This is a genomic window from Pseudomonas svalbardensis (assembly GCF_030053115.1).
GTDB classification, from domain to species: domain Bacteria; phylum Pseudomonadota; class Gammaproteobacteria; order Pseudomonadales; family Pseudomonadaceae; genus Aquipseudomonas; species Aquipseudomonas svalbardensis.
Genome location: NZ_CP125619.1, coordinates 932,404 through 958,575 on the forward strand (window position 1 = coordinate 932,404; position 26,172 = coordinate 958,575).

Annotated in this window: 20 protein-coding genes and 1 pseudogene; 10 read left to right on the forward strand and 11 right to left on the reverse strand. The window is 58.7% G+C overall.

Translation table 11 applies throughout. The features are described from left to right. Positions 1–3: 3 nt before the first annotated feature. The 3 genes from QFX16_RS04030 (at position 4) to QFX16_RS04040 (ending at position 4,781) form a co-directional block, all read left to right on the forward strand. Entirely contained in the window at positions 4–1,743 is a 1,740-nt protein-coding gene (locus QFX16_RS04030) for a PTS fructose-like transporter subunit IIB (protein WP_283182923.1), read from the forward strand. 169 nt (positions 1,744–1,912) lie between these two features. Then, a complete protein-coding gene (locus QFX16_RS04035; RefSeq protein WP_283182924.1) occupies positions 1,913–3,454 on the forward strand; it encodes an alkaline phosphatase D family protein in 1,542 nt (513 codons plus the stop codon). A gap of 146 nt (positions 3,455–3,600) precedes the next feature. Continuing rightward, positions 3,601–4,781 (forward strand): IS3 family transposase gene (locus QFX16_RS04040; RefSeq protein WP_283180883.1). Its coding sequence is split into 2 segments (ribosomal slippage): positions 3,601–3,856 and positions 3,856–4,781, totalling 1,182 coding nucleotides; the frame shifts between segments, so codons are not numbered across the junction. Positions 4,782–4,835: 54 nt separating this feature from the next. On the opposite strand, the gene QFX16_RS04045 is transcribed toward QFX16_RS04040, so the two are convergent. Then, positions 4,836–7,364 (reverse strand): PepSY domain-containing protein, encoded by a 2,529-nt coding sequence (locus QFX16_RS04045; protein ID WP_283182925.1) that lies wholly within the window; start codon positions 7,362–7,364, stop codon positions 4,836–4,838. 259 nt (positions 7,365–7,623) lie between these two features. Beyond that, positions 7,624–9,885: pseudogene (locus QFX16_RS04050) on the reverse strand (TonB-dependent receptor). A 206-nt stretch (positions 9,886–10,091) separates the two neighbouring features. On the opposite strand from QFX16_RS04050, the gene QFX16_RS04055 reads away from it, so the two are divergent. Together QFX16_RS04055 and QFX16_RS04060 are read left to right on the forward strand one after the other, a co-directional pair. Continuing rightward, positions 10,092–10,772 (forward strand): Fe2+-dependent dioxygenase, encoded by a 681-nt coding sequence (locus tag QFX16_RS04055; protein WP_283182926.1) that lies wholly within the window; start codon positions 10,092–10,094, stop codon positions 10,770–10,772. Beyond that, positions 10,769–11,536, forward strand: coding sequence for a tetratricopeptide repeat protein (locus tag QFX16_RS04060; RefSeq protein WP_283182927.1), 768 nt, complete (start codon positions 10,769–10,771; stop codon positions 11,534–11,536). The genes QFX16_RS04055 and QFX16_RS04060 overlap by 4 nt, the downstream gene beginning before the upstream one ends. A 176-nt stretch (positions 11,537–11,712) precedes the next feature. On the opposite strand, the gene QFX16_RS04065 is transcribed toward QFX16_RS04060, so the two are convergent. The 6 genes from QFX16_RS04065 to QFX16_RS04090 form a co-directional block, all read right to left on the reverse strand. Next, entirely contained in the window at positions 11,713–12,876 is a 1,164-nt protein-coding gene (locus tag QFX16_RS04065) for a type III PLP-dependent enzyme (protein ID WP_059403206.1), read from the reverse strand. Between the two features lie 539 nt (positions 12,877–13,415). Continuing rightward, on the reverse strand, positions 13,416–14,345 hold the full coding sequence (locus QFX16_RS04070) for an IS110 family transposase (protein ID WP_283180508.1): 930 nt from the start codon (positions 14,343–14,345) through the stop codon (positions 13,416–13,418). A gap of 252 nt (positions 14,346–14,597) precedes the next feature. Further along, positions 14,598–15,755 carry an osmoprotectant ABC transporter ATP-binding protein OsmV gene (locus tag QFX16_RS04075; protein ID WP_283182928.1) on the reverse strand — a complete coding sequence of 386 codons (1,158 nt, stop codon included), beginning with the start codon at positions 15,753–15,755 and terminating at the stop codon, positions 14,598–14,600. Further along, the gene (locus QFX16_RS04080; protein ID WP_008148960.1) at positions 15,752–16,405 is read right to left on the reverse strand and encodes an ABC transporter permease; all 654 of its coding nucleotides are present in this window, start codon (positions 16,403–16,405) and stop codon (positions 15,752–15,754) included. The genes QFX16_RS04075 and QFX16_RS04080 overlap by 4 nt, the downstream gene beginning before the upstream one ends. 12 nt (positions 16,406–16,417) lie before the next feature. Continuing rightward, positions 16,418–17,311, reverse strand: coding sequence for a glycine betaine ABC transporter substrate-binding protein (locus QFX16_RS04085; RefSeq protein ID WP_283182929.1), 894 nt, complete (start codon positions 17,309–17,311; stop codon positions 16,418–16,420). A gap of 20 nt (positions 17,312–17,331) precedes the next feature. Beyond that, complete coding sequence (locus QFX16_RS04090) at positions 17,332–18,048, reverse strand: ABC transporter permease (RefSeq protein WP_008148956.1); 717 nt, start codon at positions 18,046–18,048, stop codon at positions 17,332–17,334. Positions 18,049–18,411: 363 nt separating this feature from the next. On the opposite strand from QFX16_RS04090, the gene QFX16_RS04095 reads away from it, so the two are divergent. The 5 genes from QFX16_RS04095 to QFX16_RS04115 all read left to right on the forward strand — a co-directional run bounded on the left by QFX16_RS04095 (position 18,412) and on the right by QFX16_RS04115 (position 23,186). Next, positions 18,412–19,995, forward strand: coding sequence for a peptide chain release factor 3 (locus QFX16_RS04095; RefSeq protein ID WP_131062973.1), 1,584 nt, complete (start codon positions 18,412–18,414; stop codon positions 19,993–19,995). Positions 19,996–20,183: 188 nt separating this feature from the next. After that, positions 20,184–20,678 carry a hypothetical protein gene (locus tag QFX16_RS04100; protein WP_283182930.1) on the forward strand — a complete coding sequence of 165 codons (495 nt, stop codon included), beginning with the start codon at positions 20,184–20,186 and terminating at the stop codon, positions 20,676–20,678. Positions 20,679–20,848: 170 nt separating this feature from the next. Continuing rightward, the gene (locus tag QFX16_RS04105; protein ID WP_283184519.1) at positions 20,849–21,376 is read left to right on the forward strand and encodes a DUF6002 family protein; all 528 of its coding nucleotides are present in this window, start codon (positions 20,849–20,851) and stop codon (positions 21,374–21,376) included. 164 nt (positions 21,377–21,540) lie between these two features. Then, positions 21,541–22,785, forward strand: a complete 1,245-nt coding sequence (locus tag QFX16_RS04110; RefSeq protein WP_283182931.1) for an MFS transporter — start codon at positions 21,541–21,543, stop codon at positions 22,783–22,785. A 155-nt stretch (positions 22,786–22,940) separates the two neighbouring features. After that, positions 22,941–23,186 carry a hypothetical protein gene (locus QFX16_RS04115; RefSeq protein WP_283182932.1) on the forward strand — a complete coding sequence of 82 codons (246 nt, stop codon included), beginning with the start codon at positions 22,941–22,943 and terminating at the stop codon, positions 23,184–23,186. Positions 23,187–23,292: 106 nt separating this feature from the next. Here QFX16_RS04115 and QFX16_RS04120 read toward each other — a convergent pair whose 3' ends face one another. The 3 genes from QFX16_RS04120 to QFX16_RS04130 are packed head-to-tail and all read right to left on the reverse strand — an operon-like array spanning position 23,293 to position 26,163. Beyond that, positions 23,293–24,273, reverse strand: a complete 981-nt coding sequence (locus tag QFX16_RS04120) for a peptide ABC transporter ATP-binding protein (RefSeq protein ID WP_282375031.1) — start codon at positions 24,271–24,273, stop codon at positions 23,293–23,295. Next, positions 24,273–25,241: an ABC transporter ATP-binding protein gene (locus QFX16_RS04125; RefSeq protein ID WP_283182933.1), complete on the reverse strand. Its 969-nt coding sequence runs from the start codon at positions 25,239–25,241 to the stop codon at positions 24,273–24,275. Before QFX16_RS04125 ends, QFX16_RS04120 begins: the two co-directional genes overlap by 1 nt. Before the next feature lie 10 nt (positions 25,242–25,251). After that, positions 25,252–26,163, reverse strand: coding sequence for an ABC transporter permease subunit (locus QFX16_RS04130; RefSeq protein ID WP_283182934.1), 912 nt, complete (start codon positions 26,161–26,163; stop codon positions 25,252–25,254). Positions 26,164–26,172 lie beyond the last annotated feature (9 nt).

The window sequence follows — 26,172 nt, forward strand, 5'->3', positions numbered from 1 at the left end:
GTCATGAAGTTAGCCATTGTTACGGCCTGCCCGAACGGCATGGTCACCAGTGTGCTGTGCGCCCGTTTGCTTGATGCGGCGGCCCAGCGTCAGGGCTGGAGCACCAGTGTCGAAGTCAACGATGCCGCGCACCCTGAACGCCAATTGTCGGCGGCCACGATCGAGGCGGCCGAGTGGGTATTGCTGGTGACCAGTGCGCCGGTGGATATGTCGCGATTCGTCGGCAAGCGGGTGTTCCAAAGCACCCCGGCGCAAGCCCTGCAAGATGTTGAAGCGGTGCTGCGTCGCGGTGCTGAAGAGGCTCAGGTTTACATCGCCCCCGACGCCGTGGCCGAGCCTGCCGCACTCGTAAAAAACGCCCCGCGTTTGGTCGCGATTACTGCGTGCCCGACTGGCGTCGCTCACACCTTCATGGCCGCTGAAGCCTTGCAGCAAGCGGCCAAGCGTCTGGGCTACGACCTGCAAGTGGAAACCCAGGGCTCGGTCGGTGCCCGCAATCCGTTGAGTGCAGCGGCGATTGCCGATGCGGACGTAGTGCTGCTGGCCTGCGATATCGAAGTCGCCACCGAGCGTTTTGCCGGCAAGAAGATTTACCGTTGCGGCACCGGCATCGCCCTCAAACAAGCCGAAGCGACGCTGAATAAAGCGTTGGCCGAAGGCACTCAGGAAACCGCTTCGAGCGGTGCCAAAGGCCCGGCCAAGCAAGAGAAAAGTGGCGTCTATAAACACCTGCTGACCGGCGTGTCGTTCATGCTGCCGATGGTGGTGGCGGGCGGTCTGATGATCGCCTTGTCGTTCGTGTTCGGCATCACTGCGTTCAAGGAACCGGGCACGCTCGCGGCGGCGCTGATGCAGATCGGCGGCGAGACGGCGTTCAAGCTGATGGTGCCGCTGCTGGCGGGTTACATCGCCTACTCGATCGCCGACCGTCCGGGCCTGGCGCCGGGGATGATTGGTGGTTTGCTGGCAAGTACTCTGGGCGCCGGATTTATCGGCGGGATCATTGCCGGTTTCATCGCCGGTTACGCAGCGCAGGCGATCAACCGTTATGCGCGCTTGCCACAAAGTCTTGAGGCGCTGAAACCGATCCTGATCATCCCGTTGCTGGCGAGTCTGTTCACCGGTCTGGTGATGATCTACGTGGTGGGCAAACCGGTGGCCGGGATGCTCGAAGGCCTTACGCATTTCCTCGACAGCATGGGCACCACCAACGCGATTCTGCTCGGTGTGTTGCTGGGCGGGATGATGTGCGTCGACCTTGGCGGGCCGATCAACAAAGCCGCGTATGCGTTCTCGGTGGGGCTGCTGGCGTCGCAAAGTTATGCACCGATGGCCGCGACCATGGCAGCCGGCATGGTGCCGCCGATTGGTCTTGGCATCGCCACGTTTATTGCCCGACGCAAGTTCGCCCAGGCTGAACGCGAGGCCGGTAAGGCCGCGTTGGTTTTGGGGTTGTGCTTTATCTCCGAAGGCGCGATTCCGTTTGCCGCGAAAGACCCGCTGCGGGTGATTCCGGCGAGCATTGCCGGTGGTGCGCTGACCGGTGCGTTGTCGATGTATTTCGGCTGCAAACTGATGGCGCCGCACGGCGGACTGTTCGTACTGGCGATCCCGAATGCGATCAACCATGCGCTGCTTTATTTGCTGGCGATTGTGGCGGGGAGTCTGCTGACGGCGGTGGTTTATGCGGTGGTCAAGCGGCCGGAAGTCGTTGAGCTGGCAATAGAACCCGTCAGCGCCTGACACCCCAACAATCTCCTGTAGGAGTGAGCCTGCTCGCGATGGCTGCTTAACATTCAATAGATAAGTTGACTGTTACACCGCTATCGCGAGCAGGCTCGCTCCCACAGGGGGCTGTGTCACAGTCATTTCATGCGTATGTGCTTTAGTTTTCCTTTTCAGGGAGAACACTATGAGCGAATTCGACCTCGGCCGTCGTCGCGTCATACAAGCCGTCGGTGCCGGGCTGTTGTTGCCAGGCCTGGCGCCGGCGGTGATTGCTTCGGTCAAAGATCGTCCGCAACTCACCGATGGCGTGCAGTCCGGCGACGTGCTGGGCGACCGGGCGATGATCTGGAGCCGATGTGATCGCCCTGCGCGAATGGTGGTGGAGTGGGACACCCGCAGCCTGTTCAGCAACCCTCGTCGTTTTGTCTCGCCATTGGCCGATTCCAATACCGATTTCACTGCCCGCGTCGAACTCACTGGCCTGCCCGCCGACCAAGCGATTTTCTACCGTGTGCACTTCGAAGATGCCCAGAGCGGCGTCGCCAGCGACCCCTGGTTCGGCCATCTGCGCAGCGTGCCGCAAACCCGTCGCGATATCCGTTTCGTCTGGAGCGGCGACACCGCCGGCCAGGGCTTCGGCATCAACCCGGACATCGGCGGCATGCGCATCTACGAAGCCATGCGATTGCGCCTGCCAGATTTTTTTATCAACAGCGGCGACACCATCTACGCTGACGGCCCCGTACCTGCGCAGCTCACCACAGAGAGCGGCCGCGTGTGGCGCAACATCACCACTGAAGCCAAGAGCAAAGTCGCCGAAACCCTCGACGATTATCGCGGCAATTACCGCTACAACCTCATGGACGAAAACATCCGCCGCTTCAACGCCGAGGTCCCGCAGATCTGGCAGTGGGACGACCACGAAGTGGTGAACAACTGGTCGCCGGGCAAGCAACTGGATGAGCGCTACAAGAGCAAAGATATCCACAGCCTGGTCGGCCGCGCGCGTCAGGCCTGGCTCGAATACGCACCGATGCGATTGCAGAGCGCCGATGACGGCGGGCGGATTTATCGCAAGCTCGGTTATGGGCCATTGCTTGATGTGTTCGTGCTCGATATGCGCAGCTATCGCGGGGCCAATGACGACAACCTGGGTGCCGCTAAACCTTTCCTTGGCCGTGAACAACTGGACTGGCTCAAACGTGAATTGAAGGCCTCCAATGCCCAGTGGAAAGTCATCGCTGCTGATATGCCGATTGGCCTCGGCGTACCGGATGGTGAAGTCAGTCCCGGTGTGGCGCGTTGGGAAGCCGTGGCCAATGGCGATCCGGGGCCGGCCCAGGGGCGTGAACTGGAAATTGCCGAGTTGTTGGGCTTCCTGCGGGCGCAGAAGGTGCGCAATTTAGTCTGGCTGACGGCGGATGTGCATTATTGCGCCGCGCACCATTACCACCCGGACCGTGCGTCGTTTCAGGATTTCGAACCGTTCTGGGAGTTTGTCGCCGGGCCTTTGAATGCGGGGAGTTTCGGGCCTGATTCGCTGGATAAGACCTTTGGCCCGGAAGTGGTGTTCGAGAAAGCACCACCGGCACAGAACACCTCACCGTTTGCCGGGTTTCAGTTTTTTTGTGAGGTGAATATTGATGGGCAGACGGGGGAGATGAGTGTGGTGTTGCGGGATTTGGATGGGGTTGGGGTGTTTGAGCAGAAGTTGCAGCCAGTCTGATAGATCCACCCCTCACCCCAGCCCTCTCCCCACGGGGGAGAGGGGGAAAGGGGGCCGATCTCCATTGGATTCGAAACCTGAGTGCAGTGGTCTAATTTCCCCGGACACCCCGATAGGTGGAAAATGCACCTATTGAGGAGTTCTCCATGACCGACAAACGTAAAGTATTCGACGACAGCTTCAAGCTGGAAGTTGTAAAGATGATCAAGGACCAGGGCCTGAGTGTTTCACAGGTTTGTCGTGATCTTGATATTGGTGATACGGCCGTTCGACGCTGGGTACAACAGTATGAGGCCGAGAAGTTGGGACAAGCCGGGATCGGCAAGCCGCTGACCTCTGAGCAACAGCGTATTCGTCAGTTGGAGCAAGAAAACCGTCAACTCAAGATGGATAACGATGTATTAAAAAAAGCCACCGCCTTCTTTGCCCGCGAGCTGAAGTAACGTACCGCTTGGTTCGGCAGCTGCAACAGAAGGCTTATTCGGTGGCGTATGTGTGTCGTTTGTTGGGGGTTAGTCGATCCGGCTTCTACGAGGCCAACAAGCGCGCTGAGGCTCCTGCATCGATCTGCCCCGTTGCTCTGCAACTCAAGGCGTCGTTTGCTGAAAGTGGCGGCTGCTATGGCAGTCGCCCATTGCGTAAAGCGTTACGTGCAAAGGGTATGGAAGTAGGCATTTACAAGATTCGCCGCATGATGCGCGTCAACGGCCTGCGTTCGGCCTGGAAGCGTAAATTTGTGCACACCACCGACAGCAAACATGACCTGCCGATTGCTGAAAATGTATTGAACCGCCAATTTGAACCCGAGGCGGCGAACAAGGCCTGGGTAGCAGACATTACCTACATCCGAACCCGCAGTGGCTGGTTGTATCTGGCTGTGGTGCTGGACTTGTTCTCACGCAAGGTAGTGGGCTGGTCAATGGCGCCGAACATGCCCGCTGAACTGGTGTGCAGTGCAATGCAGCTGGCGGTTGCTCAACGTCAACCGCCACCCGGCTTGATCGCCCACTCGGATCGCGGCAGCCAGTACGCGAGTGCGAGCTACAGAGCGCTGCTGGCAAGAAGTGACATGCAGCAAAGCATGAGCCGTAAAGGTAACTGCTGGGATAACGCAGTGATGGAGCGCTTCTTCCTGAGCTTGAAAATGGAGCGGGTATGGCGACGTGATTACGCCAACCATGGCGAGGCGATACGCGACATCACTGAGTACATCGTTGGGTTTTACAACAACGAACGGCTGCACTCGAAACTGGGATATCTGCCACCGACAGTTTATGAACGGGCGATGGCATCAAAATCACCTATCGAGGTGTCCGGAATTAGTTGACCACGACAGTCAGTCCCCTCTACCTCTGGGAGAGGGCTAGGGTGAGGGGCTCTTTCAGTACACGTCACGCCGGTAGCGACCTTGCTCGATCAAGCGGTCAACCTCTTCAATTCCGAGTATTTCGTTAAGCACGTGATCCACGCCTGAAGCCATCCCTTGCAAGCTGCCGCAGATGTAAATGACCGCGCCCTCGGCCAGCCATTTTTTCAGCTCGTCCGCCGACTCGCGCAGTCGATCCTGCACGTAGATCTTCTCGGCCTGATCCCGCGAGAACGCCAGGTCCAGCCGCTCCAGATCCCCCGAAATCAACCATTCTTCCAGCTCATCGCGACACAGATAGTCATGCTCGCGATTGCGTTCGCCAAACAGTAGCCAATGACGTTGCTGTCCATCGGCGATCCGCGCCTTGAGCAAGCTGCGCAGCCCGGCCAGGCCGGTGCCGTTGCCCAGCAGGATCATCGGCACCGGCTCGGTCGGCAGGTGGAAACCGCTGTTGCGCCGTACGCGCAGGCTGATGGTGCCGCCCACCGGGGCGTGTTCGGTCAGCCAGCCGGAGCCGACGCCCAGGCTGCCGTCAGGATGCCGTTCCTGGCGCACGATCAATTCCAGCACGCCATCGGCGGCGATCGAGGCGATGGAGTATTCGCGCATGGCCAAGGGCACCAGCGCATCCACCAGCGCCTGAGCATGCAGGCCGACCAAGTGAGTTCTGTTTTCTGGCAGTTGTCGACTGGCGAGGGCTTGCTCCAGCGGTTGTGACAGGCCACCGAGCGCAACCGTGGCGCGACCGTCAATGCCCAGGCCATCCAGGAAATGTTCGATCGCCCACGGACAATTGCGCGGCAACACTTCCACCAGGTCACCGGCCAGCCAACTGCTGGTGCTGGGGGCGGTGAGGCCCAGCAAGTACACGCCTGAACCCGTGCTGTCAGGGTTGAGCAACTCACGGCGGGTCAGGTTCCAGTTGTCATAGCTTGGCGCTTGCCAAGTGTCCACGGGCGCCTGTCCGGTCAGCAGGCCCAGTTGCTGCTGCCAGTGACGCAAGGCGTAAGGATCGCCGCTGTCGACCTCCACCGGGGCGAACAGGGTCTTGCCGCCGTGCTCGCCCAGCCACGTGTGCAAGCGTCGAGCGAAGCCGCAGAAATGTTGATACTGTCGATCGCCAAGCCCAAGCACGGCGTAGTTCAGGCTTTCCAGGCTCAACGTCCGGCCCAGCACTTTGCGCTCAAACCCCCGGGCGCTGTCCGGCGCTTCACCGTCGCCGAAGGTGCTGACCACGAACAACGCATTGCTGGAATCACGCAAGTCTTGCTCGCTGACGTCCGCCAGCGGCTGAACCTTCACCGGCAGGCCCGCCGCCTGCAATTGCCCGGCGGTCTGCCACGCCAGTTGCTCGGCAAAGCCGCTCTGGCTGGCGAAGCCGATCAGCCACGCCGGTGCGTCACTGTCTGGTTGTGCGAGGTCTTTGCGGGCATCCTTGATCTGCTTTTTCTTGCGTCGACGATCGAGGTACAACAACCAACCGGTGACGAAAAACAGCGGCATTGTCAGCGCACTGATCGTCAGGATGATCCGCCCGACAATGCCGAAGTAGCTGCCGACGTGCAGCGCGTAAATGCTGGTGAGCAGTTGCGCCTTGAGGCTCTTGTCGCTGTAGCGGTCATGCCGTTTGACGATGCCGGTCGCCGGATCGAGGCTGATCTGATTCAGCGCGCGGTCGTGGGGCGAACTGCTCAAAAGGTAGAACACGTTGACCGGCTGCCCGGCCACTGACGGCATGCGGATGTTGTAGGCGCTCAGTGCAGGACCGGCAGCGCTGTAGATGCTGCTCCACATCACTGCGTAATCGGCGGTGGGCGCCGGGCCGCTTGGCGCAGGGCCGCGACCGCTGCGGGCGCGCTCGTTCTGCGGTGAGTCGGAAAGCAATCGGGTCAGGCCCTTGTTGTACCACTCATAGGACCAGGACAACCCGGTCAGCGCTGCCAGGAGGTAAAACACCAGGCTCCAGGTACCGGCGACGGAGTGCAAATCCCAGTTGAAGCTGCGGCCTTTTTTCTTCCAGTCGAGGGTCAGCCAGGCGCGCCAGCTTTTCCATTGACGCGGCCAGCGCAGGTAAAGACCGGACAAGCAGAAGAACACCAGAATCAGCGTACAGGCACCGGTGATCTGCCGACCGCTATCGCCCATGGCGAGGAAGCGGTGCAGTTGCAGCATCAAGCCGAAGAAGTCCCGGCCAGTGGCGTCGCCCATGAACTCGGCGGTGTACGGGTTGAAGTAGCGCATCTCGCCGCGGCGCTCACCCGGCGGTGGGGTAAAGGACACCCGCGCGGCGTTGCCGCTGTCAGTCTCGACCCAGAGCATCGCGACTTTCTTGCCGGAGGCGCCCTCGATTTTTTCCACCAGTTCGGCGGGCGGCAGGACGCCAGCGACCTGCTTCTCGACCAGCAGCACAGAAGGGTTCAGCGCGCGCAGGATTTCATCCTGAAACGATACCGTCGCCCCGGTGATGCCCATCAGGGCCAGGACCAGTCCGGCGCTGATGCCGAAAAACCAGTGCAACTGGAACAGGGTTTTCTTCAACACGTTGCTCGCCTTGTTCGTTCGAAAATATTGATCACGGCGCGCATTATGCCGTGGGTTGTCGAGAAACATTCTTTATTACGCACAAAAGCCCCGTTCACCTGGATGAACGGGGCCTGTCCCTGATTTCAGTCTTTACACGCAATCCCTTGTGGGAGCGGGCTTGCTCGCGAAAGCGGTATGTCAGGTGGCATTGATGGCGACTGACACTCCCTCTTCGCGAGCAAGCCCGCGCCCACAGGGATTGCGGTGTGACTGGCAATCAGAAGTGGAAGTTGGCGCTCAGCAGGGCGGTACGGCCCGCCGCCACGTGGGCGTAGTGGTTCTGCAGTATCTGATCGAAGTAACGCTCGTCGGTCAGGTTCTGTACGTTGAGTTGCAGGTCGACGTTCTTGGTCAGGCGGTAGCTGGCCATCGCGTCGTAACGCCAGTAGGACGGGATCTCTACCGAGTTGGCGACGTTGCCGAACTGGGAATCGACGTAGGTTGCACCGGCACCGACGGTCAACTTGTCCGGCACCAGATCGTAGGTCGACCAGAACGTGAAGTTGTTCTGTGGAGTGCTTGGCATGTGGTTGCCTTCATCGGCGGCGAGGGTGGTTTTGACCACTTCGCTGTCCATGTAGGTGTAGCCGCCGAAGACTCTCCAGTTACGAGTCAGCTTGCCGCTGTAGCTCAGTTCTACACCATTGACCTGCTGTTCGCCGTCCAGCACTTGAGTGGTGCCGCCGTCCGGATCGTTGATGCGGGCGTTGGTTTTCTCGGTACGGAACAGCGCGGCGGTCAGCGACAGATCGTCACCGAAGAAGTCCCACTTGGTGCCGATCTCGTAGTTGCGGTTCTTTTCTGGATCCAGACGGCTGTTGTTCGCTGCCAGTTCCAGACCACCGTTGCCGCTGGTTTCGCCAGCCGGGTTGCTGGAGGTCGAGTAGGCCGCGTAAATGCTGCCGTTAGGCAACGGGTTGTAGACCACGCCGATCTGGTAGTTCACCAGGTCGCTGGTGTTCTGACGGGAGAAACTGCCCGCTGGAGCTGTGCTGCTAGCGTTGGCGAAGCCGCTGGATTCGACCTCGTAGTTGTCATAGCGCAAGCCCAGGTTCAGAGACCATTGCTAGTTGAACTTCAGCGTGTCGAACACGTAGGCCGCAGCGGTTTTGGTGTCGGTGTCGGTGAACGCAGCGCTGTCGGCGATCGAGCCGTTCCAGTTATCCCCAGGCGTCGGATTCTGCAGGCTGGTGCAGTCGCCGGAGTTGAACAGGGCGCGGTTGCAGCGAGTGCCGCTGGCGGTCTGGGTCAGGATGTACGGGCGGTTGTGGGTGTCTTGATAGGAAAACTCAAGGCCGGTGACCAGGCTGTGCTCGATGGCGCCGGTGTTGAACTTGGCGCTCAGGTCGGTCTGGTTGATCCAGCCGCTGGACGTCGAGTTACGGCTTTTCGCGCCGCGATACACGCTGCCATTGACCACGTTGCCCTTGCTGTCGTCCGGGTTGGTGACGATGTAATCGAGCGTGGAACGGGACATGCGGAAGCTGTTCGACACGGTCAGGTCATCATTCAGATCGTGTTCGATCTTGAGGGTGCCGCTGTCGTTGCTGGTCTCGCGAAAGTCGCGACCGGTGAGGCCGTAGAAGTTGTCGCGATCGACATTCACAGGTTTATCGACGTTGTACTTGCTGCGGTTGGGGCTCAAGGTCAACGGGATGCCGTAGTCGGGCATGTCGTCGGTTTCAACGTGGTAGTAGCCGACGGTCAGGCGGGTGTCGGTACCCAGGCCGAACGCGAAGGAAGGTGCCACGCCCCAACGGCTGACGTCCACGGCATCACGGCCGGCGACGTTGGCTTCGTGCTTCATCAGGTTCAGACGGAAGGCCGAGGTGTCGGTCATCTGCTGGTTCAGGTCGAGGGTGGTGCGCTTGGTCTGATCCGAGCCCCAGGTGAAGCCGCCGTTGTAGGCATTTCCCAGTTTGGCGGTCTTGCTCACCAGGTTCAGGCTGCCACCGGTGGAACCGGCGCCGGTAAAGGCGGAACCCGGGCCCTTGCTGACTTCGATCGATTCAACGTTGAAGATCTCGCGGCTCTGGGACGCCGGATCGCGCATGCCGTCGACGAACGTGTCGCTTTCGGCGTTGAAGCCGCGAATGATCGGACGATCGCCGGCCGGGTTGCCACCTTCACCGGCACCGAACGTGATACCCGGTGTGGTACGCAGCGCGTCGACCAGGCTAGTGGCGCCGGTGTCGCGAATCACTTGTTGCGGAATCACGGTGACGCTTTTCGGCGTCTCACGCAGTGGCGCGGTGTACTTCTTGTTGGCCGAGGTATCGGTCTTGTAGGAGGTCTCGTCCTGAGCTTCGCCGTTGATAGCGGTAGCGCCCAGGGAAATCGAGTTGCTCGGTGCTTTTTCGTCGGTCTTTTCAGCCGCGAAAGCCATGTGGCCCGCAGAGCTGGCGGTGATTGCCACGCCAATTGCAGACGCGAGCAAACGCGGTGAACTGACCGGTAATTGTAGTTGTTGGCGTGACATGAGAATTCCCCTCCCCAAGGATTTGAGGCCGCGGAATATAGGGTAAACAGGTATTTGTATCAATTGCGAAACGTTACTATTCGCGACAAATTTACATTCTTTACAATTTAACCTTACGGTTTTTGGTGGCTCGTTCGTCACAGGGGTTTTACAAGGGCAATAAGAATCAATACCATTGCCGCCTCTTTGTCTTCAGGTGTCATTCCATGCTGCTGCACATTCCCGGCGTGTTCGCGAAAGAAGAAGTGCAGCGCATCCGCGAGGCTCTGGAGCACGCAGATTGGGCTGACGGCAAGATTACCGCCGGCTACCAGTCGGCCAAAGCCAAGCACAATCTGCAGTTACCGGAAGGTCATCCGCTGGCCAAGGAAGTCGGCGCGGCGATGCTGGAACGGCTGTGGAAAAATCCGCTGTTTATGTCCGCGGCGTTACCGCACAAGGTCTTCCCTCCGTTGCTGAACTGTTACACAGCCGGCGGCAGTTTCGACTTTCACATCGATAACGCCGTGCGCCAGCCCAAAGGCAGCATCGAGCGAGTGCGCACCGATCTGTCGGCCACTCTGTTTTTCAGCGAACCGGACGACTACGACGGCGGCGAACTGGAAATCCAGGACACCTTCGGCACCCAACGGGTGAAGTTGCCGGCCGGCGACATGGTTCTGTACCCCGGCACCAGCCTGCACAAGGTCAACGCCGTGACACGCGGCACTCGCTACGCCTCGTTCTTCTGGGCCCAAAGCCTGGTCCGCGAAGACAGTCAGCGCGCCTTGCTGTTCGAGATGGACGGGGCGATCCAGCAGCTGACCCAGGACATGCCTGATCACCCTTCGCTGATTCGCCTCACCGGTACTTATCACAACCTGTTGCGTCGCTGGGTCGAGGTATGAGTTATCAACTGCGGCGTGAGGAAGTGCTCGACGGTGATCGTCTCAAAGCCATGCTCGACGAAAGTCCTGCACGTGCCGCCCAGGCAATTCTAATCGCCGCCCGCGAAGGTGTACTCGATGCTCAGGCCTTGCTCGGGCAGATTCTGCTGGATGGGCAGGGCATCGAGCAGGATCAACCGCTGGCGGTGCGCTGGTTCGAGATCGCCGCCCAGGGCGGGCACTTGATGGCGCGGAACATGCTCGGTCGTTGTCATGAGCATGGCTGGGGTTGCGTTGCCAATGCTTCGGTTGCTGCAGGGCATTATCGCCAGGCCGCCGAAGCCGGACTGGATTGGGCGTTGTACAACTACGCCAATCTGTTGGCCACCGGACGCGGGGTGACTGAGGATCAGCTGCACGCGCTGAACCTGTATCGCCAGGCGGCCGAGCTGGGCCATGCGAAATCAATGAACCTGCTGGGGCGTTACCTGGAAGACGGGCGGGTGTGTCCGGCAGATCCGCAAGCTGCGCGTGACTGGTATCGACGCTCGGCGCTCGGCGGGGATTTTCGCGGGCAGTTCAGTTATGCCGCCGTGCTGGCGGATGAAGGCGATATCGACGAGGCGCTGGGTTGGCTGCACAAAGCACTGGCCGGGGGGAACCTGAATTTCTTGCGGGTCGCCAGTAAGGCGTTGGCGAGCGCGACGGATCCGAAAATTCGAGCGTTGGCGGTGGATTATGCCCATCGCTCCGCCGAACTGGAGCACGATCTTAAACCCCTGTAGGAGCTGTCGAGTGCAACGAGGCTGCGATCTTTTGATCTTGCCCTTAACAATCAAAAGATCGCAGCCTCGTTGCACTCGACAGCTCCTACAGGGCAGCGGGGTGTTTTCGGGGGCGGATTTCAGACACAAAAAAGCCCATGAATCGTCATGGGCTTTTCCATTTCTACGAGTAGCGCTTACACGTAAAACGACTTCAGCGGCGGGAAGCCATTGAACTCAACGGCGCTATAGCTGGTGGTGTACGCACCGGTCGACAACCAGTACAAACGGTCACCAATCGCCAGGTTCAGCGGCAAACCGTACTTGTAGTTTTCGTACATGATGTCGGCGCTGTCGCAGGTCGGGCCGGCGATGACCACTTCTTCCATTTCGCCTTTCTTTTCGGTCCAGATCGGGAACTTGATGGCTTCGTCCATGGTTTCGATCAGGCCGGAGAACTTGCCCACATCCGTGTACACCCATCGCTCTACCGCGGTACGGGATTTACGGGCGACCAGCACCACTTCGCTGACCAGGATGCCGGCGTTGGCGATCAACGAACGGCCCGGTTCCAGGATGATTTCCGGCAGCTCGTCGCCGAAGTCTTCCTTGAGGAAACGGATGATTTCTTCAGCGTAGGTTTCCAGGCTGTTGGTGCGGGTGATGTAGTTGGCCGGGAAGCCGCCGCCCATGTTGATCAGCTTCAGGTGAATGCCGTCTTCTTCTTTCAGGCGTTCGAAGATCACTTTGACCTTGGCGATCGCCGCGTCCCAGACGCTGATGTCGCGCTGTTGCGAGCCGACGTGGAACGAGATGCCGTAAGGCACCAGGCCCAGGTCGCGAGCGAGGATCAGCAGGTCCATGGCCATGTCGGTCTGGCAGCCGAATTTGCGCGACAGAGGCCAGTCAGCGGTGGTCGAGCCTTCGGTGAGGATGCGCACGTAGACTTTCGAACCCGGTGCAGCCTTGGCGATGTTGCGCAGGTCGGCTTCGGAGTCGGTGGCATACAGACGCACGCCCTTCTCGTAGAAGTAGCGAATGTCTTTGGATTTCTTGATGGTGTTGCCGTAGCTGATGCGATCCGGGCCGACGCCCTGGTTCATCACTTTGTCGAGCTCGTAGATCGAGGCGATGTCGAAGTTCGAGCCTTTCTCTTTGAGCAGGTCGATGATTTCGACGGCCGGGTTGGCCTTGACCGCGTAGTAGACCTTGGCGAAATCGAAACCGGCGCGCAGGTCGTCATAGGCCTGGCTGATCATCGCGGTGTCGATCACCACGAACGGGGTTTCTTGTTTGTCGGCGAAGGCCTTCATTTTGTTGAAGGTATCGCGCGCGAAATAGTCTTCGACGTTGATCGACATGCTGGGAACTCCTACTGGCAAACTAGATTAATCAATGGGTGCAAATGAACGTCCTCCGTATCCCCACTTTGGTTCGCCTACTTCCCAAGGCATGTCGCCGAAAGCAAAAAGGCCATGGGAAGCGGGGCTTTCCCTTGGCCTTGCTGTCTCGTCGTCAGTACTTGAGCCGGATGGATCGTTTCCAGCATGGACGTTCGGCGCGAACTTTAGGGCGTGAGGGGCTTGAGATCAACAAAAAATGTCGCGTTTTTACACGCATCCGTCGTGCGGTCCTGGACTGTTACTGATGTAACCGACCTGTGTGACAGTGTGATGTTCCCTTTGCAGGGATCTTTGAGGTGTTTCAGTGGAACTTGTGGTGCTCCATTCGCGAGCAAGCCCACACATTGGACCTGTGTCAGCTCACAATCTTGTGGATGAACACGGACCAATGTGGGAGCAACTGTCTTGATGATCTTTATTCTGAAGGCATATTGATAGACAGCTGAATTCCCACAGCTTTACGCCATGCGATGCCCTACAGGAACACCGCGACCCGTTTAGGCCAAGGGTTCTTTCCACTCGGTTCGGTCTCGGATCATGGCGTTCAGCCGTATCAACAACACACGCATACAGGCGATGAGCGCTACTTTTGCGCATTTACCCTTATGACGCAGTGCGTCATACCGCGCTTTGAACTCAGGCTGTCGCTGAATCACCACCCAGCACGCCATGTACATTGCCCGACGCGCAGCAAACCTGCCGCCGCTAATGTGGCGGGGGCCTTCATGCTTGCCACTGTCGTCGTTGTAGGGGGCTATGCCTGCCAGCGCTGCAATCTCGTGCCGTCCAACCTCGCCCAGCTCGGGTAAGTAGGCCATCAAGCTGGCTGCCGTCACGAGCCCTATACCCTTGACCGAGCACAAACGGGCCGTTTTATCACTGTCCAGGTCTTTAGCAGTTTGACGGATCAGCTTTTCTATCGACTTTATGGCTTGGCATAAATAGTCGATATGACTTCGCAGACAGGGTTTTACCGTGTCAGCAGAGGCTGTTTTAAGGCGCCGTATATCGTCGCCTTGCTGCTGAACAAAATTTTCGCGCTGCTGTACCAGCGCACGCAAATTGTCCTGTTCAGGGCTGGTGATTCGGTTGCTTGGCGACTTTATGACTTCGGCAAACTGCGCGAGCAGCCGCGCATCTATCGGGTCGGTTTTAGCGCGCTGCCCCATGGCCTTGGCAAAATCCCTGGCTCGGCGAGGGTTGATCCGCAAGACTTCGAAGCCGGCAGCCTGAAGCGCTTTCATGACCTCTCGCTCATAGCCGCCGGTGGCTTCCAGCAATACGCGGCTGACCTGATAGCGCTTTAACCAGTCAATCAGCGCAAGGAAATCACTGGCGGTATTGAGGTGACTCGCGCCAACGTCTTGCGGGTTAATCCGAACTTCAAGGGTATCTTTGGAAACATCGATGCCTGCGCAGGAAAACATAGCCGATCCCTCTTACACTCAAAGGTGAGAGCACTCTGGCTGGGCACCACGCTTGTAATGTTCGAGGTCGGCTCGTTCAACTGTTCGGGCTCAATAACCAGAGCGGAGAGGTGAATGGCAGCATGGGCTCCCACACGTGCTTTAAGCACTCCGGGCATTCAGCTTGCCACTCACCGCTCTCACCCTCAGTCTAATTCCTGCCCAAGACACAAGCGGGCTTGTCCCGGGCGGCGTTCCGACGAAGGCGTCAGATCAGGCGACGGCAGTCTCAGCTGGCGAAACAATACTGGTCTTGCCCCCACGGGACTTGCCGGAGCTCAGGTATTCGGCAATCGATTCCTGTGTCACTTCACCCAGGAACACCCGCTCCGCATCCATCACCGGCAACCACGAGCGGTTGAACTCGTACATGCGCGACAGCAGGATGCGCAAATGTTCGTCGTACACCGCAGTGGCGTTGAACTCGCGCAGGTATTGCGCGCACGTGCCGGTCTGACGGTGCAGGTCGCGACGGCGCACGTAGCCCAGCGCTTTGTTCTCGCCATCAGTGACCACCACGTAGCGACGGTCCAGTTCGTCCATCAACTCAAGGGCTTCAGCCACTGGCGTTTCCGGGCTCACCGACGGCGCGTTGTCCGCCGCGTCTTCGGCTTTCACCAGCAACAGACGCTTGAGGGTGCTGTCCTGGCCGACGAAGTTGCTGACAAAGTCATCCGCCGGGTGCGCGAGCAAAGTGTCCGGGTGATCGATCTGCAGCAGTTTGCCAGCGCGGAAGATTGCGATCTTGTCGCCTAGCTTGATGGCTTCATCGATGTCGTGGCTGACCATGATCACGGTCTTGTTCAGCGCGCGTTGCATCTCGAAGAACTCGTTCTGGATCATCTCGCGGTTGATCGGGTCAACCGCGCCGAACGGTTCGTCCATCAGCAACAACGGCGCATCCGCCGCCAGCGCACGAATCACGCCGATCCGTTGCTGTTGTCCACCGGACAGTTCGCGCGGGTAGCGATTCAGATACTGCTTGGGCTCAAGCTTGATCATGCTCATCAACTCGCGGGCGCGGTCGTGGCATTTCTGTTTGTCCCAGCCGAGCAGGCGCGGAACGATGGTGATGTTTTCCTCGATGGTCATGTTCGGGAACAGACCGATCTGCTGGATCACATAACCGATGTTGCGGCGCAGGGTCACGGCGTCGAGGTCGGTGGTGTCTTCGCCGTTGATCAGGATCTTGCCGGAGGTCGGCTTGATCAGGCGATTGATCATTTTCAGCGTGGTGCTTTTGCCGCAACCCGATGGCCCGAGGAACACACAGATCTCGCCTTCATTGACGGTCAGGCTTACCGAGTCCACGGCTTTCACATCTTTGCCGTTGCTTTGGAAGGTCTTGCTGAGGTTTTGAAGTTCGATCATTTCAGGAGTCCTTTTGGAGTCAGCGTGCGTTGCAGCCATTGCAGAAGCAGGTCGGCGAAGATGGCCAGGAGACTGACCAGCACGGCGCCGACGATCAGCATCGACATGTCGCTGCGGCTGATGGAAGCGAGAATGAGTACACCGAGGCCACCGGCGCCGATGGTGGCGGCGATGGTCATCACACCAATGTTCATGACCACGGCGGTGCGCACACCGGCGAGGATCACCGGCACAGCGATCGGCAGCTCGACCATGCGCAGGCGCTGGCCGAAGGTCATGCCGATGCCGCGGGCGGCTTCACGAATGCCGGGGTCGACGCCGGTCAGGGCGAGGTAGGTGTTACGCATGATCGGCAGCAGCGAGTACAAAAACACCGCAGTGATCGCCGGCATCGGGCCCAGGCCCTGGCCGAACTTGGAGTAGAACGGCAGCAGCAGGCCGAACAGCGCAATCGACGGCACGGTCAGCAGCACCGTGGCGCTGGCCTGCAAGGGGCCGGCGAGGGTCGGGAAGCGTGTCATCAGGATGCCGAGCGGCACGCCGACGAGGATTGCCAGCGTCACAGCAATGCCGACGAGGGTGATGTGCTGTCCGGTCAGTTGCAGGACCAGCGGCCAGTCGAGATGGGAAAAGGCGTTCAGAAATTCCATGTCTTTTCCTCCTTATTTGATGGGGTGCTGGCGCAGGAAATCTGCAGCAACGGATGAAGGGCTTTCGTGATCGACGTCGACCCGCGCATTGAGCTGGCGCATGGTGGCGTCGTCGAACAGTTCAGCCAGCGGCTTGAGTTCTTCGGCGAGTTTCGGATGAGCATCGAGATACACCTGACGCACCACCGGTGCTGCGGTGTAGTCCGGGAAGTAATGCTTGTCGTCTTCCAGCAGTTTCAGCTTGAAGGCGTTCAAACGACCGTCAGTGGTGTAGACCAGACCGGCAAACACTTGACCATTGCGCAGGGCGGTGTAGACCAGCCCGGCGTCCATCTGGCGGATGTTTTTGCGGGTCAGGTTCATGCCGTAGAGGTCGACCATGCCGTCCAGACCGTCGGAACGGTTGGCGAACTCGGTGTCCAGCGCCACCAGGTGATGGGTCTTCGCCTCAGCCTGCATCACCGTGTTCAGCTCGCTGATGGTGTTGATCTGCGGGTAGGCCTTCGCTGTGTTTTCCGGCAGGGCCAGCGCGTAGGTGTTGCTGAATTTCGACGGGGTGAGCCAGATCAGGCCTTTTTTCGCGTCGAGTTCTTTCACCTTGGCGTAGGACTGAGCGCTGTCGAGTTTTTCAGTGATGTGGTTGTAAGCCACCAGCGAGACGCCGGTGTATTCCCACATCAGGTCCAGCTGACCACTTTCGTGGGCGCTGCGGGCCAGGTTGCTGCCCAGACCGCCGGTCACTTGGGTGTCGTAACCCTTGGTGCGCAGGTATTGGGAGGTGATTTCCGCCAACAGGGTTTGTTCGGTGAACACCCGGGCACCGATGCGGATCACCGGTTTTTCAGCGGCTTGGGCAAATCCTGCGAACAGCAGAACGCAGCCTATTAAAAAGCTTAATGTCTTCATAAAAATTCCTTTGCCGAGGCTTAAGACGGGCGGAGGCCGCGTTCGAGCCAGAGGCGGCTGGCGAGTGTCACCAGGCCGTCGAGCAGCAAGGCCAGCAGGGCGGTGCAGGCCGCGCCGAGCAGCAGTTGCGGCTGATTGTTCAGGGCGATGCCGGGGAAAATCAGGCTGCCCAGACTGTTGGCGCCAATCAGGAACGCCAGCGGTGCGGTACCGACGTTGATCGCCAGCGCCACGCGCACGCCACCGATGATGATCGGCACGGCGTTCGGCAGTTCGACCCGCCACAGCACCTGAGTCGGTGTCATGCCGATGCCGACGGCCGCTTCCTTGAGCGAACCCTGAACGTTTTTCAGGCCTTCATAGGTGTTGCGCACGATCGGCAACAGCGAGGCGAGGAACAGGGCGAAAATCGCGGGGCCGCTGCCGATGCCGAGGATACCCAGGGCGATGGCCAGTACGGCAAGAGGCGGCACGGTGTTGCCAATGTTGAAGATCTGCATGAAGCGTTCAGCGCGGCCCACCATGGTCGGGCGGCTGAGGAAGATACCGGCGGGTATGCCCACAACGAGGGCGGCCAGCATGGAAGCGAGGACGAGAATCAAATGGGCTTGCAGGTAAAACAACAAATCGTCGCGGTAATGTTCGATCGTGTTGATGCCAATCCAGTGGACCAGCAGGGCCAGAAGGGCGACGACAACCGCACCTCCTATCAGCCCTTTGCCATAGCGAATAGCCACAGGCAGACTCCTTTTTCTTTGTCGGCGAACGCAGTCCCGAGTGGCATGCCATTCCTGGCTGCCGGGATTATCAACGTTCGCGAGAAGCAGCTCTTCATGCTGATAAAACCGCATGAGATCGAGCCATAAGCGCAGCCTCGTCAGGCCAACTTGCTGATTTTTCAGCCCCTGGTACGAGTGCCGTAACAGGGGAGTGGACGTCTACACCTTTTAAAAGGTTCCATAATTAACAGCATTTAGCCACCCTTGATCTCCCTTCCGGCCCGTCGATCGCCGTTGGCGACAGGGCGAGCGGTGGTCCGTAAGGCTCGGTTTGCGCTATACTCGCCGCCCTTTTTTGAATCACCTGCCAGGCGATTTCCCATGACCAAACAGGCCGCCGAAGTCGCGAAACGCCGCACTTTCGCCATTATTTCCCACCCCGATGCCGGTAAAACCACCATCACCGAGAAGCTCTTGCTGATGGGCAAGGCGATTGCGATTGCTGGCACGGTGAAATCTCGCAAGTCCGACCGCCATGCCACCTCCGACTGGATGGAAATGGAAAAACAACGGGGTATTTCCATTACCACGTCGGTCATGCAGTTCCCGTATCGCGACCACATGATCAACCTGCTCGACACCCCGGGCCACGAAGACTTCTCCGAAGATACTTACCGCACCCTGACGGCGGTTGACTCGGCATTGATGGTTCTCGACGGCGGTAAGGGTGTAGAGCCACGGACCATCGCGCTGATGGACGTTTGCCGTCTGCGTGACACGCCGATTGTCAGCTTCATCAACAAACTCGACCGTGACATCCGCGACCCGATCGAACTGCTCGACGAAATCGAAGCGGTCCTGAAGATCAAGGCAGCGCCGATCACCTGGCCGATCGGTTGCTACCGCGATTTCAAGGGTGTTTATCACCTCGCTGACGACTACATCATCGTGTACACCGCTGGCCACGGCCACGAGCGCACCGATGTGAAAATCATCGAGAAGCTCGACTCCGATGAAGCCCGCGCGCACTTGGGCGACGAGTACGATCGCTTCGTCGATCAGCTGGAACTGGTACAGGGCGCTTGTCACGAATTCAATCAACAGGAATTCCTCGACGGCCAACTGACCCCGGTGTTCTTCGGTACTGCACTGGGCAACTTTGGTGTCGATCACGTGCTCGACGCCGTGGTCAACTGGGCGCCGAAACCGCTGGCCCGTGTCGCCAACGAACGTACCGTGGAACCGGTTGAAGAGAAATTCGCCGGCTTCGTGTTCAAGATCCAGGCGAACATGGACCCGAAACACCGCGACCGTATCGCCTTCATGCGTATCTGCTCCGGCAAGTACGAAAAAGGCATGAAGATGCGCCACGTGCGCACCGGCAAGGACGTGCGGATCGGCGATGCGCTGACCTTCTTCTCCTCCGAGCGTGAGCAACTGGAAGAAGCGTTTGCCGGCGACATCATCGGCCTGCACAACCACGGCACCATCCAGATCGGCGACACCTTCACCGAAGGCGAAGTCCTGGGCTTCACCGGCATTCCACACTTCGCCCCGGAACTGTTCCGTCGCGTGCGCCTGCGTGATCCGCTGAAATCCAAGCAACTGCGTCAGGGCTTGCAGCAACTGGCGGAAGAGGGCGCGACCCAAGTGTTCTTCCCGACGCGCAGCAACGACATCATTCTCGGCGCCGTCGGTGTGCTGCAGTTCGATGTGGTCGCCAGCCGTTTGAAAGAGGAATACAAGGTCGAGTGCTCCTACGAGCCGATTACCGTTTATTCCGCGCGCTGGATCGATTGTAGCGATAAGAAGAAGCTCGAAGAATTCCAGATCAAGGCTGTGGAAAACCTCGCCATCGACGGCGGTGGTCACCTGACCTACCTGGCCCCGACGCGGGTCAACCTGGCGCTGATGGAAGAGCGTTGGCCGGACGTGAAATTCCGCGCGACGCGTGAGCACCATTAGGCGCTGATCGGCTACACCGAAAACCCCGTTGCGAGAGCTGCGGGGTTTTTTGTTGGGTGTCCGTTCGTCGATTTCATGGTTGAAAACAGGTTCAACTGTCAGATTTGACAGTAGAACTGTGGGGGCATCTTCGGTATAAAAAATGGGGAGAAATGATTCTCTACAGTATTTTTTTAAAGGAGATTGTCATGACAGCTAATACAGATTCTGGAACTACAGGTGAATATAAAGTTGATCTCAAGGGGATGTTTCAATTTAACGCAACCCAGTGTGAGTTGCGGCTATATCGCCCGCCTTTTTTCGAAAGCCACTTATCGGGGGGCGATGATGCAGGCAACGCATCTTTTGTAGACTTCTTTTATATACGCGAAATCCAAAAGGGTAAGGAGTATAAACTTTATCCCGATAGAAATGACGACCTGCCAAGTGACAGTGCCGTGTCGTTTTACTTTAGAACTGCCGACGGCGTCCAGTGGCACCCCGTGTCTGGGGGGACAGTTCGTGTGAGTAATATTGATGCCGTCAAAAATGAAATCGAAGTGGTTTTTAAATGTACCGTTGAAAGCGATAGAGGGGAGCCCAAGAGGGTTGATGTGACAGGAAGTGCAAATCTTTCTGGCTTGTCGAAATTGTCTGTGCTCGATGAAGTTGAGACTCAATTTAAATTAAGAAGTAAAAAGTAAGTGCCTAAAAACCCCGCTGTGAAAACTGCGGGGTTTCTTAATGCCCCGATTTCGACGCTGTTAGTTGGTTTGGAGATAACTCTTATTCAAAACCAATCTCCCCACAAACGGCATTCCGTCCATTCGTTAGCGTCCTATCTGGAGAACCTGGCTGATCGGAACTAGTTTTCATTCAGCGCCACGGCAATCGGGTTTTCTGCCGTCAGGCAACCCATGCTGCATCTAGTATGGTGACGCCGAGTGCCTATGGTCTTTTGGGGTATTGCTCAGGTGTGGAAGTGACGAAACATCACTGGACACAGGTTGCCACTACTTCATTTTTGTTGGTTCAACATCTCGCGACCAGCGACATGGTTCTGCACTTACTCGACGGAAATTTCGAGGGCGCTTCTGCTCCACGCTATACGCAGACAGCCAACGGTTTATGGGTACAGTCGGAATATGCGCATTTTCCTGGCGCGACCTGGAGTCCTGACGAGGTTCTCGAACCCACTTTTTATACGCACCTGCCACCTACCGCATTGGAAATGACTGCGCAGGTCAGGGCCAATGGCGGCTCGGGAATTGTCGTTTCGCTTCATGAGTGCATGCAGCACTACAGCGAATGCACTCAGTTGCTCGCAAATACGCCAGCCAGCCTTTGTCTGAAGGTTCAGCGATACCATAACTCAAGGCTCCGGAGCGCTGCTAACCCATGAGAATGGGATGTTGCGCAACGGTTTTTCTGTAGGTTTTTTCCTTTGGCCGGGTAGCTTGACTCTGGTTTTGCGTTGTTGGCGTTTCTACTCGAGACAACTCAGTCGTAGCCGTCTACTGTTCGAAAGGCAATTGGCAAATAGCTGTCTTTTTAAGGATCAATGGAATGATGAGTCGGCTGACTCACCTGCTGCGGCTGGATGGCTATTTCTGCACCATGGCCTGGGTGCTGGCGGCGCTGCTTTTCATCAATCGCTTGAGCAGCATGGTCAAGCTGTTCATGGCGCTGTACCTGCGTCAGGAACTGGGGCTGGCCATTGAAACAGTCGGCTGGCTGCTGTCCGCTTACGGCGCCGGACTGCTGATCGGCTCGATGCTGGGCGGATGGCTGAGCGATCATGTGCCCACGGCGCGGCTGACGGCTGCGCTGTTTTTTGCCTCGGTGTGGACGCTGGTCTTGCTCGGGCTGACCACGCAGGTGCCGCTGCTGGCAGGTTTGCTTTTGCTCAGCGGGACACTCGACGGAGCTATTCGTACGCTGCATCAGCGGCTGATCATGGAGTACTGCGAGGTGGCGCAGCGTTCTCGCGCGCAGACCTTGAGCCGTGTCGCCAGAAACCTCGGGATGGCTGCCGCCGGCTTGGCGGGCGGGGTGCTGGCGCAGACCGATTTTCGCTGGGTGTTTTTTGTCAGCGCGGCCATGACGCTGCTGGCATTGCTTTGGTTTGTCCGCACGACATGGCATCGACCGGTGCTGATTCCTGACGAAACGCCCGATGTCGGCACAGGCACAGGCACAGGCGTCCCCTATCGAGATCGACCGTTCCTCTGGTTGCTGGCAGCGGTGATCCTGCTTGGCATGGCGTTCGACTCGATCTACAGCATGCTCGGCAATTACCTGCGGGATTACTACCGGTTGAGCACTGAAGCCATCGGTTGGCAGTTTGGGCTCAATGCGATGCTGATTGTGGTATTGCAAATACCGCTTTCGCACTGGGGTGAACGCTGGGGCGCGCGCCGGCAACTGGCGGCGGGATGTGTGTTGCTGGCGGTCGGACTCGGCATGTTGCCGCTCGGTTCCGGGATGTTTTACGCCTGCCTTTCCACTGTGGTCTGGACCCTGGGGGAAGCCCTGTTCATGCCGCCGCTCAATGTACTCGTCATGCAGCACGCGCAAGCCGGAAAAAGCGGCCAGTACTTCGGTCTGTTCTTCATGTGCTGGAGTGCGAGCGCGCTGTTTTCACCTGTACTTGGCGGTCAGCTTTACGGTCATTTCGGTGGCCACAGTGTCTGGCTCGCAAGCGCGGCTCTGGCGGTGTTGTCCATACCGCTGTTTTATCAAACAACGCGTTTGTCGGAGCGGCAACGGGTTCTCTCCTCGGCGCGCGGCGAGCCTGCGTCACTTAGCTGATCTGGTTATAGGCGTTATTCACAACCAATCTTCCCGCCAAGGGCATTCCGTCCATTCGTCAGCGTCCTATCTGGAGAACTGAATCAATCGGAACTAGATTTTATTCAGCGCCAGAGAGGCACCGCTGTTTCACCTACAAATGGATGGAATCGGTTATGAACAGATTGCTACGCGTTTTACTGATGTCGAAAGTATTGGTAATGCTGGCCCTCGGCAGTTCGGCGGTCTGGGCCGAGTGCGAGAATCACGATACCCAGGCTTCGAGCGGGCAGGTCGGGCACAGTGATCTGATGATCGCCAAATCCGAATCGGAGCCCGGTGATCAGGGGCAGGGCGGCAGCGCGGACGATGACGACTCGACCACCGATGATCCGGACAGCGACGAGGCAGAAGGGGCTTAAATGACAGGCAAAAGAAAACCCCGACTGTCGGGCTGATGCGCCATCCGGCAAGAAGGGGTTTGGTTAACTCTGAAAAAGCGCGCCTCAGTGACTGAGGCGCGTTTTTTTATGCCGCGCCGTCGAGAAACTGCTCGGCGTAATGGCAAGCCACCTGGCGGCTGTCGAGCAGGCGCAGGGCCGGCTCTTCGGTGCTGCAGCGCTCGGTCGCGTACGGGCAGCGCTTGTGGAAAGCGCAGCCGGACGGCGGGTTCAGCGGGTTGGGCAACTCGCCGACGATCTTGATTTTCGGCTTGTTCGGGTCCGGGTGAATGGTCGGGGTGGCCGACAGCAACGCCTGGGTGTACGGGTGCAGAGGGCGCTCGTAGATGTCGTTCTTCGGGCCCATTTCCACCGGGCGACCGAGGTACATCACCATCACGTCATCAGCGACGTGTTGCACCACCGCCAGGTTGTGGGAGATGAACACGTAAGCGGTGTTGAACTCTTGCTGCAAGTCCATGAAAAGGTTCAACACCTGCGCCTGAATGGACACGTCCAGCGCCGAGGTCGGTTCATCCGCTACCAGCACTTTAGGCTGCAACATCATCGCGCGGGCGAGGGCGATCCGCTGGCGCTGACCGCCGGAGAACATGTGCGGATAACGCTGGTAGTGCTCAGGACGCAAGCCCACCTGCTTCATCATCGCCTGCACTTTCTCACGACGTTCGGAAGCACTTAGGTTGGTGTTGATCAGCAGCGGTTCGCCGAGCTGGTCACCGACTTTTTGCCGTGGGTTCAACGACGCGTAAGGGCTCTGGAACACCATCTGCACGTCTTTGCGCAGTTGCTTGCGTTCAGCCTTGTTCGCGCCGGTGACTTCCTGCCCGGCGATTTTCAAGGAGCCAGAGGACGGCTCTTCGATCAGCGTCAGGGCGCGGGCCAGGGTGGATTTGCCGCAGCCTGATTCGCCGACGACAGCGAGGGTCTTGCCGGCTTCCAGTTCGAACGACACACCGTTCAAGGCGCGCACGGTCGCATGGCCCTTGAACAGGCCACGGGACACTTCGTAGTGACGGGTCAGGTCGCGGGCGGTAAGTACGACGGCCATTACGCCACCTCCTGATTCAGCGGGTAGAAGCAGCGGGCGAGGCTGTTGCTTTTCGGGTCAAGGGTTGGACGTTGCTGACGGCAGGAATCCTGCACATACGGGCAACGCGGCGACAGCAGGCAACCCTGCGGGCGGTCATAACGACCGGGAACGATGCCCGGCAGCGTCGCCAGGCGCGTGGCGCCCAGGCTGTGTTCCGGAATCGCCTTGAGCAGCGCTTCGCTGTACGGGTGCGCCGGAATGTCGAACAGCTGAGGCACCTGACCCACTTCGACCGCTTGGCCGGCGTACATCACGCACACACGCTGAGCGGTTTCGGCCACGACCGCGAGGTCGTGAGTGATCAGCACCAGGCCCATGTTCTGCTCTTTCTGCAGGGCCAACAGCAGGTCCATGATTTGCGCCTGAATCGTTACGTCCAGTGCCGTGGTCGGTTCGTCGGCGATCAGCAATTTCGGTTCGCCGGCAATCGCCATGGCGATCGCAACACGCTGGCTCATACCACCGGACAGTTGATGCGGGTAAGCATCCATACGGCTGGCGGCGCCCGGGATTTCAACTTTTTCCAGCAGTTCGATGGCGCGTGCACGGGCTTGCTTGCCGGACATTTTCAGGTGCAGGCGCAGCACTTCTTCGATCTGGAAACCGACGGTGTAACTTGGATTCAGCGCGGTCATCGGGTCCTGGAAGACCATGGCCAGATCTTTGCCGACGATCTGCCGACGCTGACGATTGCTCAGTTTGAGCATGTTCTTGCCATCGAAATTCAGGGCGTCGGCGGTGACGATCCCCGGATGTTCGATCAGGCCCATCAGCGCCATCATGGTCACGGACTTGCCGGAACCCGACTCGCCAACGATGGCCAGAACTTCGCCTTTGTCCACGGTAATGTCGAGACCGTCGACCACCGGAACGGCGTTCTTGTCGCCGAAGCGAACGTTGAGATTCTTGATTTCTAACAGTGACATTTGAATCTCCTCAGGCGGCGTTCTTGAGTTTCGGGTCCAGCGCATCGCGCAGGCCGTCGCCCATCAAGTTGATTGCCAGCACGCTGAGCAAAATGGTCAAACCAGGCAGACTGACGACCCACCAGGCGCGTTCGATGTAGTCGCGAGCCGAAGCCAGCATGGTGCCCCACTCAGGAGTTGGCGGTTGTACGCCAAGGCCGAGGAAGCCCAATGCGGCGGCATCGAGAATCGCCGAGGAGAAACTCAAGGTGGCCTGAACGATCAGTGGCGCCATGCAGTTAGGCAGCACGGTGACGAACATCAGGCGTGGCAGACCGGCACCGGCCAGGCGCGCGGCGGTTACGTAGTCGCGGTTCAGTTCGCCCATCACCGCGGCGCGGGTCAGACGAACATAGGACGGCAACGAAACCACGGCGATGGCAATAATGGTGTTGATCAGGCCAGGGCCGAGGATGGCGACAATCGCCACCGCCAGCAGCAGGGACGGCAGGGCCAGCATGATGTCCATCAGACGCATGATGGTCGGGCCGAGCAAGCGCGGGAAGAACCCGGCGAACAGACCCAAAAGGATGCCCGGAATCAGCGACATCACCACCGACGACAAGCCGATCAGCAGGGACAGGCGCGAACCGTGGATCAGCCGCGACAGCAGGTCGCGACCCAGTTCATCGGTGCCGAGCAGGAACTGGATTTGCCCACCTTCCAGCCAGGACGGCGGGGTCAGCAGGAAGTCGCGGTACTGCTCGCTCGGGTTATGCGGCGCGACCCAAGGGGCGAACAGGGCGCAGAAAATCACCAGCAGCATGAACATCAGGCCGGCGACGGCGCCTTTGTTCTTGGAGAACGCTTGCCAGAATTCTTTGTACGGGGACGGATACAGCAGGCTTTGATCGACTGCTACCGCTGGAATTGAAATGGTCATGGTCATAAT

Bases quoted from the DNA above. Each gene is read 5' to 3' on its own strand.
- QFX16_RS04110 (WP_283182931.1), top strand. From the start codon at position 21,541: ATGATGAGTCGGCTGACTCACCTGCTGCGGCTGGATGGCTATTTCTGC.
- QFX16_RS04120 (WP_282375031.1), bottom strand. From the start codon at position 24,273: ATGGCCGTCGTACTTACCGCCCGCGACCTGACCCGTCACTACGAAGTG.
- QFX16_RS04115 (WP_283182932.1), top strand. From the start codon at position 22,941: ATGAACAGATTGCTACGCGTTTTACTGATGTCGAAAGTATTGGTAATG.
- QFX16_RS04100 (WP_283182930.1), top strand. From the start codon at position 20,184: ATGACAGCTAATACAGATTCTGGAACTACAGGTGAATATAAAGTTGAT.
- QFX16_RS04060 (WP_283182927.1), top strand. From the start codon at position 10,769: ATGAGTTATCAACTGCGGCGTGAGGAAGTGCTCGACGGTGATCGTCTC.
- QFX16_RS04130 (WP_283182934.1), bottom strand. From the start codon at position 26,163: ATGACCATTTCAATTCCAGCGGTAGCAGTCGATCAAAGCCTGCTGTAT.
- QFX16_RS04055 (WP_283182926.1), top strand. From the start codon at position 10,092: ATGCTGCTGCACATTCCCGGCGTGTTCGCGAAAGAAGAAGTGCAGCGC.
- QFX16_RS04095 (WP_131062973.1), top strand. From the start codon at position 18,412: ATGACCAAACAGGCCGCCGAAGTCGCGAAACGCCGCACTTTCGCCATT.
- QFX16_RS04070 (WP_283180508.1), bottom strand. From the start codon at position 14,345: ATGTTTTCCTGCGCAGGCATCGATGTTTCCAAAGATACCCTTGAAGTT.
- QFX16_RS04030 (WP_283182923.1), top strand. From the start codon at position 4: ATGAAGTTAGCCATTGTTACGGCCTGCCCGAACGGCATGGTCACCAGT.
- QFX16_RS04125 (WP_283182933.1), bottom strand. From the start codon at position 25,241: ATGTCACTGTTAGAAATCAAGAATCTCAACGTTCGCTTCGGCGACAAG.
- QFX16_RS04075 (WP_283182928.1), bottom strand. From the start codon at position 15,755: ATGATCGAACTTCAAAACCTCAGCAAGACCTTCCAAAGCAACGGCAAA.
- QFX16_RS04080 (WP_008148960.1), bottom strand. From the start codon at position 16,405: ATGGAATTTCTGAACGCCTTTTCCCATCTCGACTGGCCGCTGGTCCTG.
- QFX16_RS04035 (WP_283182924.1), top strand. From the start codon at position 1,913: ATGAGCGAATTCGACCTCGGCCGTCGTCGCGTCATACAAGCCGTCGGT.
- QFX16_RS04065 (WP_059403206.1), bottom strand. From the start codon at position 12,876: ATGTCGATCAACGTCGAAGACTATTTCGCGCGCGATACCTTCAACAAA.
- QFX16_RS04085 (WP_283182929.1), bottom strand. From the start codon at position 17,311: ATGAAGACATTAAGCTTTTTAATAGGCTGCGTTCTGCTGTTCGCAGGA.